The 11228-nt window shown below is 73.9% G+C and carries 9 protein-coding genes and 1 pseudogene; 5 read left to right on the top strand and 5 right to left on the bottom strand.

Going from position 1 to position 11228, the window contains the following annotated elements:
* Positions 1-191 precede the first annotated feature (191 nt).
* Entirely contained in the window at positions 192-350 is a 159-nt protein-coding gene (locus KPL57_RS07045) for a hypothetical protein (RefSeq protein ID WP_226350959.1), read from the top strand.
* Positions 351-647: 297 nt separating this feature from the next.
* Here the strand turns inward: KPL57_RS07045 and KPL57_RS71830 are convergent.
* Both KPL57_RS71830 and KPL57_RS07035 read right to left on the bottom strand, forming a co-directional pair.
* Positions 648-1790, bottom strand: a pseudogene (locus KPL57_RS71830) (hypothetical protein); the annotation flags it as partial.
* 488 nt (positions 1791-2278) lie between these two features.
* On the bottom strand, positions 2279-2740 hold the full coding sequence (locus tag KPL57_RS07035) for a hypothetical protein (RefSeq protein WP_226350957.1): 462 nt from the start codon (positions 2738-2740) through the stop codon (positions 2279-2281).
* 544 nt (positions 2741-3284) lie between these two features.
* Between KPL57_RS07035 and KPL57_RS07030 the strand changes: the two genes are divergently transcribed.
* Both KPL57_RS07030 and KPL57_RS07025 read left to right on the top strand, forming a co-directional pair.
* Positions 3285-4598: an AI-2E family transporter gene (locus tag KPL57_RS07030; protein ID WP_226350956.1), complete on the top strand. Its 1314-nt coding sequence runs from the start codon at positions 3285-3287 to the stop codon at positions 4596-4598.
* A 45-nt stretch (positions 4599-4643) separates the two neighbouring features.
* The gene (locus KPL57_RS07025; RefSeq protein ID WP_226350955.1) at positions 4644-6263 is read left to right on the top strand and encodes an SDR family oxidoreductase; all 1620 of its coding nucleotides are present in this window, start codon (positions 4644-4646) and stop codon (positions 6261-6263) included.
* Positions 6264-6373: 110 nt separating this feature from the next.
* Here the strand turns inward: KPL57_RS07025 and KPL57_RS07020 are convergent, their stop codons facing one another.
* Both KPL57_RS07020 and KPL57_RS07015 read right to left on the bottom strand, forming a co-directional pair.
* Entirely contained in the window at positions 6374-7249 is an 876-nt protein-coding gene (locus tag KPL57_RS07020) for an IS5 family transposase (RefSeq protein WP_226350954.1), read from the bottom strand.
* Between the two features lie 31 nt (positions 7250-7280).
* Positions 7281-7685, bottom strand: coding sequence for a BlaI/MecI/CopY family transcriptional regulator (locus tag KPL57_RS07015; protein WP_226350953.1), 405 nt, complete (start codon positions 7683-7685; stop codon positions 7281-7283).
* Positions 7686-8071: 386 nt separating this feature from the next.
* Here KPL57_RS07015 and KPL57_RS07010 point away from each other — a divergent pair, with 386 nt between their 5' ends.
* Together KPL57_RS07010 and KPL57_RS07005 are read left to right on the top strand one after the other, a co-directional pair.
* Positions 8072-8590, top strand: coding sequence for a dTDP-4-dehydrorhamnose 3,5-epimerase family protein (locus KPL57_RS07010; RefSeq protein WP_075309327.1), 519 nt, complete (start codon positions 8072-8074; stop codon positions 8588-8590).
* A gap of 172 nt (positions 8591-8762) precedes the next feature.
* Positions 8763-9101 (top strand): DUF3040 domain-containing protein, encoded by a 339-nt coding sequence (locus KPL57_RS07005; protein ID WP_075309325.1) that lies wholly within the window; start codon positions 8763-8765, stop codon positions 9099-9101.
* Between the two features lie 124 nt (positions 9102-9225).
* On the opposite strand, the gene dnaB is transcribed toward KPL57_RS07005, so the two are convergent.
* The gene (gene dnaB / locus KPL57_RS07000; RefSeq protein WP_226350952.1) at positions 9226-10635 is read right to left on the bottom strand and encodes a replicative DNA helicase; all 1410 of its coding nucleotides are present in this window, start codon (positions 10633-10635) and stop codon (positions 9226-9228) included.
* Positions 10636-11228 lie beyond the last annotated feature (593 nt).

Raw genomic sequence — 11228 nt, 5'->3', positions numbered from 1 at the left:
GCGGGTCGGGGCCGACGACGCAGCCGCCCTCACTCGCCGCGCGACGTGCTGCTCATGGGCACCGCGCGGACGCCCGCACACGCGATCGGCCGCGACGACCTCGGCGCGCTGGAGGCCGGGCGGCGGGCGACGTCGTTACATCGACACCGACGACTCCGCGTTCGTCGCGCCGTCCGACGACGACGCAACTCGTGTCGAACCTGGTGTGGGGCGGCGGCTCCCGCCTGGTCCACGACGTGTGGGTGGGCGGCGAGCAGGTCGTCGACGCCGGCGAGCCGACCCGGGCCGACCGCCGGGCGTCGCTCGCCGCGGTGCGGTCGATCTCGGCGCGGCTGCGCGGGCAGCTCTGATCGGTACCCCGCCCCGTCAGCGGCCGAGTACCGCCGCGAGGTGCGGGTCGGTGAACCGGCGGTCGGGGTCGAACCGGTCGCGGACGGCCGCGGAACGCCTCCCACCCCGGGTAGGCGACGGCGAGCTCGTCCGGCCCCCAGGCGTGCCGGGTGGTCCAGCACGGCCGCCCGTCGGCGTCCTCGCAGACCGCGCCCGGCGAGCCGGCGGACCGGCTCCTCCGCCGGTCCGCGGGTCCGCAGCCGCAGGTAGGCGGTGTCCCGGCCGGACGCCGGGTGCAGCAGACCGGTCTCGGCCCGGCCGGTGCGCACCCGCACCGGCCGCAGCTCCCGCCCCCGCGCGGCGACGGCGGCCCCCAGCTCACGCAGGACGGTCCCGAGGGCGGCACGCGGCACGGCCCACTCGGACAGGTCCGGGTCCCACGGCTGCGGGTCCGGCAGGACCTCGTGCGGCGGCCCCGCCGTGCCGGGCGCCCAGCGCTGCGGCGGCGGCCACCCGGACCGCAGACCCACCCGGAGGACCACCACGACGACGCCAGCCGCGACACCGCCTGTCCCCAGCCGGCGCGCTCGACCGGACCGGTCGCCTCGGGCTCCGGCTCGGCCCAGCGCAGCACCGCGGACCCGGCGTGCACCGACGGGCCGACCGCGATGTCGCACTCGGTCCAGGCGTGTTCGACGAGCAGGTCCTCGCCGAGCACCTCGTCGATGCCGACGGCGCGCTCGTGCACCTGCAGCCGGGTGAGCGGGACGGTGCGGGAGCTCCAGCGCGGTCGCGATGCCGAGCGCACCGAGCCCGCAGCGGCGGCGTCGGATCGGGCCCGGTGACGTCGCGGACGGTGCCGCGGCCGTCGACCAGGCGGACGGCGCGGACCTGGTCGGACAGCGAGCCCTCGCGTGGCGCCGCCGTACATGCCCAGCCCGGTGGCGGGCCGCCGATGGTGGCGCGGGGCGCGTCGGGCACGGTGGCCAGTGCCCGGCCGGCGGCGGCGAGGGCGACGCAGAGGTCCGCGACGGTCTCCCCGCCCGCACCCGCACGGTGTCCTCGCCGATCTCGACGACGCCGGTCAGCGCGGACACGTCGAGCAGCACGTCCTCGGTCCGGACGAGGGGTCCCGGGGCGCGCCCACCGGCGCCGGTGGGCCGGACGGTGGCGCCTCGTTCCGCGGCCCGTCGCACGGCCGTCACGACGCCGGCCTCGTCGAGCGGGCGGTCGGTGCGCCGGGGGCCGTCGCGGCGGGATCGGTGCTCATCCCTCGCAGGGTAAACGCCGGGGGTCACCGTGCGGAACGATTCGAGCACGCGTCGCGTGCGTCGTACGGTGTCCGGTGGGGCAGGGTGAACGTGGTGACGGGTGTGCCGGACGGGACGGCGGAAGCTGCGGCGAATGCCCTCTTGTGACCCGGACGGCCGCCCGATACGGTCACACTCCGTGGTGATCATGTCGCCACGCGAGTCCGGGACGAGGGTGTCCCGCGCTCGGCCCCGTCGTCCTGCCCGGAACCGCGCTCCCCACGGCTCCGGTCGGCTCGACGGCGTCACCGGCGGCGCGCGCGCCGCGCCGGTGGCCTCCGCACGCGCGAGGGCCGGGTCGGTGGTCGGCTCCCTCCGACCATCGCCCCGGCCCTCGCCTTGCGTGCTGACGACCCAGCTCCCCAGCCGGTCGTCACCTCATCCCGCGGTCCCAAGGTGCGTCCGCGGGATGTTCTGGTGCGTCCTCGGCGCTCCCGGTCCCCACCGGTCCTGCCGTGCGGCCGCACGCCCGTGGCGTGCGACTACTCCCCGGGACGCGCCGGGGGTGTCGTGGTTGCCTCGCGTGCCGATCCGACCCCGATCCGGTGCCGAACGGCCGTACCGCGCTGCCCGTACCGGAGGAACGGCCGGGCCGGACGGCCCGCGATCCGCCGCTCCGGCCGCTCAGGCCGAGCGGGTCAGCCGGTGCCGCCGGCACCGCCCAGCAGGTCGGCGATCGCCGCCCGGTCCGCGGCACGCTCGATGTCGCGACGGCGGCGCAGCATCGCCATGGCGGCGTCACCCGGTGCGTTCCAGGCGCTGTCGCCCTGCTCCCGGGCCGCGTGGCCGGCCGGCTGTGCCGGGACCGGTGCGGGCTCGGAGTGGAACGCGGCGACCGTGTCGCCGGTCGGCCGGACCGCGCCACCGCGGCGGGTCGTGCGGACGGTGTCGCGGTGCACGCGACGCACGGCGTTGCCGGCGTCCCCGCTCCGCCGGCCGTCCCGCCAGCCCCCGACCGTGAGGGCGTGGAAGATCGGGGTCTCCTCCTGGATCTCCTCGTGCGACTCGTGCCGGCCGGGGAACGGCCAGCTCTCCTGCGCGGCGCGTCGCGCCCGGATCGACGACTCGAGGCCACCCGCAGCGTTGTCGAACTCGTACACCCGCCGTACCTCCTGCTCGCCTGAGATGTGAGGACCCACGGCCTGGTCCGTATCGCGTACATCTCGTACCGCCGTTCAGCCCACTCACCCGGTCAACGGGTGACACCTGAGTGGGGAAACGGGGGTGACAGTTCTCGTGGCGATGCCCCCTCGTACGAGTGGCGCGACCCGTCGGAGACTCTCCGTGTTGTCTACGGAGAGTGTTCATCCGGACTCCTCCTGGAGCAGTCGGTAGCCACGGTCCAGGTTTCGGGGCGGCGGCGGATGTCGGCGACGGACTCTCGCAATAGGCCCGGTGGCCGCGATTCGGCACGTCGCGGCCACCACGCGGCGGTGAGTGACCATCTCACCACTCCGTCGTGCCGAGTCCGGTCCGCGGTGTGTCGACTACACGGGTGTAATTCGACGGAGAGTGACAGAGCGGCGAGCGCGCTGCTCCGTCCGATCCGATGCTGGACCGACCGGGGTGGGGTGCGCGGAGGGCCGGGCCGTCACCGGTGCGTGCACCGAGCCGCACCGGCCGGTCCGCCGTACCGTCCGTGCCATGACGGAGCGGACCGGGCGGCCCGCCGCTCCTGCCGGGGGCGGCATCCCGCGCCCGCGGCACGACGACGACCCTGCCCATCGCACACCTGACGACGACACGCACCCCGACGACACCGCCGAGCACCACCGCGCCGCCCTCTCCGACTCCGGGGCCGGGTCGCACCTCGCGGACCCGGTGGCGCGGGCCGCCGGACCACGCCACCGCCCCACGCCGCCGGCGGAGATCCCGCGACCGCTGCGGATCGCCTCCGAGGCCGTCGCCCGGATGCTCGTCATCGCCGCCGGGCTCGCGCTGCTGGTGTTCCTGGTGATCGAGCTGCGGGTGATCGTCGTCCCGATGGCGATCGCGGTGCTGCTGACCGCGCTGCTCGCCCCGCTGGTCCGGTGGCTGCACGAACGGCGGGTGCCCCGCGGCATCGCGACGGCGCTGGTCATGGTCGGCGGCCTGGCCGCGCTCGGCGGGCTGCTGACCGCCGTCGTCAGCACCCTGGTCGACGGCACCGCGCAGGTCGTCGCGGAGGTCACCGACAACGTCGGCTCCCTGCAGGGGCTCGCCGACGCGACGCCGTTCCGGATCGACGTCGGCGTGCTCGGCGACCAGGTGCTGCAGGCGGTGCGCGACAACCAGCAGACGCTGACCTCCGGCGCGGTGACGACCGCCGCGACCGTCGGGGAGATCCTCGCCGGGTTCGCGCTCTGCCTGTTCGCGCTGATCTTCATGCTCTACGACGGCCGCCGCATCTGGGGCTTCGTCCGGCTGCTCACCCCGCGGGCCCGCCGGTCGCGGGTCGACGTCGCCGCACGGCGGGGGTTCGCCTCGCTCGTCGGCTACGTGCGGGCGACGGTGCTGGTCGCCGTCGTCGACGCCCTCGGGATCGGCCTGGGCCTGTGGGCGACGGGGGTGCCGTTCGTGCTGCCGCTGGCCGCGCTGGTGTTCCTCGGCGCGTTCGTGCCGGTCATCGGGGCGGTGCTGACCGGCGCCGTCGCTGTGCTGGTCGCGCTGGCGACCGAGGGACCGGTGACCGCACTGATCGTGCTCGGTGTCGTGCTGGCCGTGCAGCAGCTGGAGAGCCATGTGCTGCAGCCGCTGCTGATGGGCCGGGCGGTCCGTCTGCACCCGCTGGCGGTGGCGCTCGGCGTCGCGGTCGGGGTGGTCGTCGCCGGGATCGCCGGCGCGCTGCTCGCCGTCCCGCTGCTGGCCGTGCTCACCGCAGCGGTGCGGTCCCTGGTCGCGTCGCGCGAGGTCGCGCCGCGGGCGGTGGACCCGTTGCGCCCCCGCGAGGCGAACCCACCGCCCGCCCTGCCCGGCTGAGCGGCACGCCCTGCCGCACAGGGCCTGCGATGGGACGATCGCGACGTGCGCTATCTCGTGACGGGTGCGACCGGCTACATCGGTGGGCGGCTCGCGCCCCGGCTGCTGGGCCGCGGTCCCGAGCCCGACCTCGTCCCGGACCCGTCCGCGGGCCCGGTCCACGTGCGCTGCCTGGTCCGCAACCCGGACAAGCTCGCCGACGTGCCGTGGGCCGCCGACGCGGAGATCGTGCAGGGCGACCTGCTCGACCCGGACAGCGTCCGCGCGGCCTGCGAGGACGTCGACGTCGTCTACTTCCTCGTGCACTCGCTGTCGGACTCCGACTTCGCGGCGACCGACCGGCGCGCCGCGCTCATCCTCGGTGAGGCGGCGCGGGCGGCCGGCGTGCGACGGATCGTCTACCTGGGCGGACTGCACCCGGACACGCCGCCCGGCGGGCTGTCGGCGCACCTGGCGTCGCGGGTGGAGGTCGGCGAGACGCTGCTGCGCTCCGGGGTGCCGACGGTCGTGCTGCAGGCCGCGGTGATCCTCGGCTCCGGGTCGGCCAGCTTCGAGATGCTGCGCTACCTCACCGAACGACTGCCGCTGATGATCACGCCGCGCTGGGTGCGGAACCGGATCCAGCCGATCGCGGTGCGCGACGTGCTGCGGTACCTCATCCGGGTCGCCGAGATCGACGCCCCGGACGCCGAGCTGAACCGCACGTTCGACATCGGCGGCCCGGAGATCCTCACCTACTACGACATGATGCAGCGCTACGCCCGCGTCGCCGGGTTGCCGCGACGCCGGGTGGTCCCGGTGCCGGTGCTGACGCCGTCGCTGTCGGCGCACTGGATCAACGTCGTCACCCCCGTGCCGAAGTCGATCGCCACGCCGCTCATCGAGTCGCTGGTGCACGAGGTCGTCTGCACCGAGGACGACCTCAAGCGCTGGGTGCCGGACCCGCCGGAGGGCCTGATCGGCTACGACCGGGCCGTCGAGCTGGCCCTGTCCCGCATCACCGACGGCGAGGTGGAGACCCGCTGGTCCGGCGCGACCGTGGAGAACGTGCCGTCCGACCCGCTGCCGAGCGACCCGGACTGGGCCGGCGGCGACGTCTACCTCGACGAGCGCGAGCAGCCCTGCAACGCGACCCCGGAACGGCTGTGGACGGTCATCGAGGGCATCGGCGGCGAGCGCGGCTGGTACTCGTTCCCGCTGGCCTGGTCGGTGCGCGGCTGGATGGACCGCGCGGTCGGCGGTGTCGGGCTGTCCCGCGGCCGTCGCGACCCGCACGACCTGCGCACCGGCGACGCGCTGGACTGGTGGCGGGTGGAACGGATGATCGAGCCCGGCGGGCCCCGCCCGGCCGGCAGCGACTGCGGCCCCGAGGAGGGGCTGCTGCGGCTGCGCGCGGAGATGAAGGTGCCCGGCCGGGCCTGGCTGGAGATGTCGGTGCGCCCGCGTCCGGGCGGGTCGGTCTACCACCAGCGCGCGGTGTTCATCCCGCACGGCCTGGCCGGTTACCTGTACTGGTGGTCGGTCGCGCCGTTCCACGGGATCGTGTTCGGCGGGATGGTCCGCAACATCACCCGCACCGCCGAGCGCGACGACGACGGCCCCGCCCCGGCGAGCCGCCGTCCGGCCTGGCTGCGGTCCCGCCCGCAGCGCGACCGGGCGGCCTGACCCGCTCCGGTCCGGGACCCCGACCGGCGCCGCCGGCCCCGGTCCCGACCGGTTCGGCCCCGGGAGGGCGGTGTCGGCCGCGATCGCTCCTTAGAGCGTGTTTGGAAATTCTAGTGGGTTGAGGGTGTCGTGTGTTTCTGCTGGCGGGTGGCGGGGTATCCACGGGCGATGCGGCGGGTGATGGTGTTGATCGCGGCCCAGCGGATCATGGCTTCGGATGTGGTGGGGTGGCGTTCGTAGTCTCGGGCCAGGCGTCGGTGTGCGGTGAGCCAGGCCAGGGTCCGTTCGACCACCCACCTTCGTGGGAGGACGGTGAATCCGCGCTGCTCGGGTGGCTTGCGGATGATCTCGATCGTTGTCTGCAGGATCGTGGCGGCCCAGTCGAGCAGTCGCCCGGCGAAGCCGGCGTCGGCGTAGACGAACCGCACCCTGGTGCGCAGGTAGAGGTTGAGCAGGATCGGCTTGGCGCCGTCGCGGTCCTGTACCGAGGCCGAGCACACCATCGTGGTCAGCAGCAGACCGAGGGTGTCGGTCACGATGAACCGTTTCCGTCCGCCTGTCTTCTTCCCGGCGTCGTAGCCGCGGGAGTCCTGGCCGACGGTGTCGGCGCCCTTGACCGACTGGGAATCGATGATCCCCGCACTCGGCTCCGGATCACGGCCCTCGGCGATACGTAACTGCCCCCGCACGACCGGGAGGATCTTCTCGGTGACCTTCTGCTGTTCCCACTGGTTGAAGTACCAGTAGACGGTCTGCCAGGGCGGGAAGTCCACCGGCAACGCCCGCCAGGCACACCCGGTCCGCACGACATACAAGATCGCGTCCAGCACGTCCCGACGAGCATGAGCAACAGGCCGCCCCCGCCGCGCGAGCGGCGGTAACAACGGCTCGATCACCACCCACTGGGCATCACTGGTGTCCGAGGGTACCGGCGCGGTCGTTCCTGCATGCCGACCACGATGGAGCACCCCAGCCGTGTCGACCATCCCGACACACCCACCATTTCCAAACACGCTCTTAGGGCGATGTCGGCCGCGATCGGGACCCGGGAGCGCGGTGACAGCCGCGGTCGGGGCTCTGGAGGGCGGCGCGCAGCACGGCTGACTCGCGCTCGGTCACCGAGCGCGCGAAGTGCAGGAGGACCGCCTCGGTGTCGCCCGGACCGTCGAGCAGGTCGCGCAGGGCACGCGCGGTCTCCTCCTCGCGGCTCGCGGCCGGCGTGTAGAGGTAGGCGCGACCCTCCAGCTCACGCCGCACCCAGCCCTTGCGGTGCAGGTTGTCGAGCACCGTCATGACGGTCGTGTACGCCAGCGGGCGGGCCGGGGCCAGACGGGCGCGGACGTCGCGCACCCGGCACGGGCCCACACCGCTCCACAACACGTCCATCACGGCGGCCTCGAGCTCGCCGAGTCGACCACGCATGTCGCCTCCCCGGTCCGAGGGTAACCGCAACCCCCCATGCTCCCCCGATCGGTGACTGCGCGCCTCGGCGGTCGGACGCTGCGTGCACGGGTCCACCACCGCGTACACGGCGTGGCCCCGGGCCGGGCACGACCGTTCCCACGCAGCGCAACGGTCTCGGCACCACGTACCCCGCGGCGGGTGCTCGCCAGGCACATTCGCTCGTCGCGGGCGTACCGGTCGCGGTAACAGGTACGGCGCCCGACTGCCCGCTGTGCACTCGATCGGAGCAACGCGGACTCGCGCTGCGTCACCGGGACCGGGGCCGCTCGTTGTCACCTCCGGTACCGCAACCGCAGCCCACCGCGCGCCCGTCGCACGCGGTGACCGGACCCGAGGGAGGTCGAGTGGACGTCGTACGGACCGTGGTGCCCGGCGCGCTGCTGCTCGACCCGACCGCGACCGGCGCCTCCGGACCGGACCTCGCCCCCTTCACCGTGCGACGACGGCGCCGGCCCGCCCAGGACGCCGTGCTCGGCCTGTTCGGCCACCCCGGCGACGCGATGCTGCTCGGCGTCCCCCGTGGCAGCGGCTACGCCGTCGTCATCGACGCCCGGCCGGACGGCGGCACCTTCGGCCGGCTCGCCGTCGCCCTGCTCGAGGGCCCGCAGCGGCTGCTCGTCCCGCCGGGCTGCCTCTACGGCGTCCAGTCCGTCGCGAGCGGGACCGTCGTCGAGCTCCGCAGCGTCACCCGTCTCCCACGGCGGGAGCGCTTCGACGTCGACCCGGACGACCCGGACCTCGCGGTCCGCTGGCTGCGCCCCCGCCCGTCCCGGACACCGGGAACCGCACGGTCCTGGGCCGCCCTGATCGCCCGCCTCGGCGCCCCCGCAGGCCCCCGCCGGGACCGCGTCTCCCTCTGGTGACCCCGGGCGCCGGCCCCCCGGTGTGAGGACGGGCGCATGTGAGCCGGTCGGCCCGGTCGCCGAGATCACGAATCGGTCACGTAACGTCGGTACCAGGCCGGATCGACGACGCCCCGTGCCGGACGGCGGCACGACCGTGTCTGCCGGGACACGGACGCGAGGGGTTGCCGCGGTGCTGAGCGAGCGTGAGAACCGTCGGCTGCACGAGATCGAGGTGCAGCTGCGCCGGACCGACCCGCAACTGGTCCGCCGGATCTCCGCGCTGAACACCGCGCTGCACGCCCCGGCCCGGCACGGCGGACGGCTGCTCGCCGGGTTCGCCCGCGACCGGCGCACCGTGCACGGCTCGGGGCCGTTCCCGACGATGCTGCTGGGGATCGCGCTGGTCGTGCTGCTGCTCGGCGCCGTGCTGGTGAGCGTTCCGGTCGTCGTCGCGGGGATCGTCGTGGCCGCCCTCGCGCTGGCCGTCGCGGCCACCACCGGTCCGCAGGCGCGGCCCGGCACCGCCTGACCGGCCATCCGTACACCGGCCCACCCGCACGCCGGCCCACCCGCACGCCGGCCCACCCGCACGCCGGCCCACTCGTACGCCGGCACGCACCGGGCCCGGGACGCACGGCGCGTCCGGCCCGGCCTCAGCCGTGGGCGAGGTCGGAGAACCGGCTGTAGTGCAGCTGGTGGGCGACGGTGATCGTCGTGGTCGGGCCGTTACGGTGCTTGGCCAGGATCAGGTCGGCCTCACCGGCGCGCGGGTCGTCCTGTTCGAACGCGTCGGGGCGGTGCAGCAGCACCACCATGTCCGCGTCCTGCTCGATCGAGCCGGACTCACGCAGGTCCGACAGCATCGGCCGCTTGTCGGTGCGCTGCTCGGGGCCACGGTTGAGCTGGCTCATCGCCACCACCGGGACGTCCAGCTCTTTCGCGAGGAGTTTGATCTGCCGGGAGAACTCCGAGACCTCCTGCTGGCGGGACTCGACCTTGCGGCCGGAGGTCATCAGCTGCAGGTAGTCCAGGATGATCAGCTTCAGGTCGTAGCGCTGCTTGAGCCGGCGCGCCTTGGCCCGGATCTCCATGAGCGTCAGGTTCGGCGAGTCGTCGATGTAGAGCGGAGCCTCGGAGATCTCCGACATCCGCCGCGCCATCCGCGTCCAGTCCTCGTCCGACATCCGGCCGGCGCGCATGTCGGCCAGCCGGATCCGGGCCTCCGCCGACAGCAGACGCATGACGATCTCGGACTTGCTCATCTCGAGTGAGAAGAACGCGCTGGTCATACCGTTGCCGATGGAGCAGGAGCGGGCGAAGTCCAGACCCAGGGTCGACTTGCCCAGACCCGGCCTCGCGGCGACGACGATCATCTGGCCCGGGTGCAGACCGTTGGTGACCTGGTCGAGGTCGGCGAAGCCGGTCGGCACACCCGTGGACTGGCCGTCCCGGGAGGCGATCGCGTCGATCTCGTCCATGGTGGGCTGGAGGAGCTCCTCCAGCACCGTGTAGTCCTCGGTGGTGGTGCGCTCGGTGACCTCGTAGACCGCGGCCTGGGCCCGGTCCACCGCGTCGTCGACGTCGCCGCCGTCGGCGCCGTGGTAGCCGAGCTGCACGATCCGGGTGCCGGCCTCGACCAGCCGTCGCAGGACCGCCTTCTCGCCGACGATCTCGGCGTAGTACGCCGCGTTCGCCGCGGTGGGCACGGTGGCGATGAGGGTGTGCAGATACGGGGCGCCGCCGAGGCGGACCAGCTCACCGCGCCGCTGCAGCTCCGCCGAGACGGTCACCGCGTCCGCGGGCTCACCACGGCTGTAGAGGTCCAGGATCGTCTCATACACGGTCTGGTGGGCCGGCCGGTAGAAGTCCTCCGGCTGCAGCACCTCCACGACGTCGGCGATCGCGTCCTTGCTCAGCAGCATGCCGCCGAGCACCGACTGTTCGGCCGTGAGGTCCTGCGGCGGCTGACGGTCGAACGTCGCGCTCTCGCCGGATCCGGACGCCTTCTCGCCGTCACGGACCGCACGGGGCTTGTTGCCGGGACGATCGTCCGTCAGAGCCATACGCAGCGTCACCCCCGGTGGACACAGTACCGAACGCACGTTCGACGCGCGAGTGGTGCGTACCGCTCACTCGCGACCGTCGTCGGTGATCTGCCGGCCGGCGTGGTGCCCGACGGACCGCAGCGGGCGCGACCCGGGGAGCACGGCGCTCGCGTACCGGCACGACCGACAGTAGGTCGGCCGCAGGGCCCGTGGCGAACCGGCCTGGTGATCGAATTGGGGATGAACTGTGCACGGATGCCGCCCGTCCCGGGACCGTGTTGGGGACAACCTGGGGACAGCATCCCGGAACGGGCCGTATCCGCAGGTCAGAGGCATACTCACAGCTGTGGACAACTTTGCTCTGGCGTGTCGTCGCACGCCGCGTACGGGCGTGTCGGAGCGCCCGGCGGGCCGTTCACCGCCCGGCGCGTCCACAGGCCCGCCCGTCGAGTGGATCGTCACCGGGCGGCGTGTCGGCTGCGTGACAAGGCATCCCGGTGCGGGGTCGTTCGATCGGTGTCGATCGTCCACCCGGGACTGCACACCGTGTCCGCGACGCCCGTAAGGCCGGCTCCGGACACACGAAAGGGCGGGGTCCGGAGCACATGGCT

Source organism: Pseudonocardia sp. ICBG601, assembly GCF_020496245.1.
Note: the sequence above shows the minus strand (reverse complement) of the source record. Positions and strands in the feature narration are given on the sequence as shown.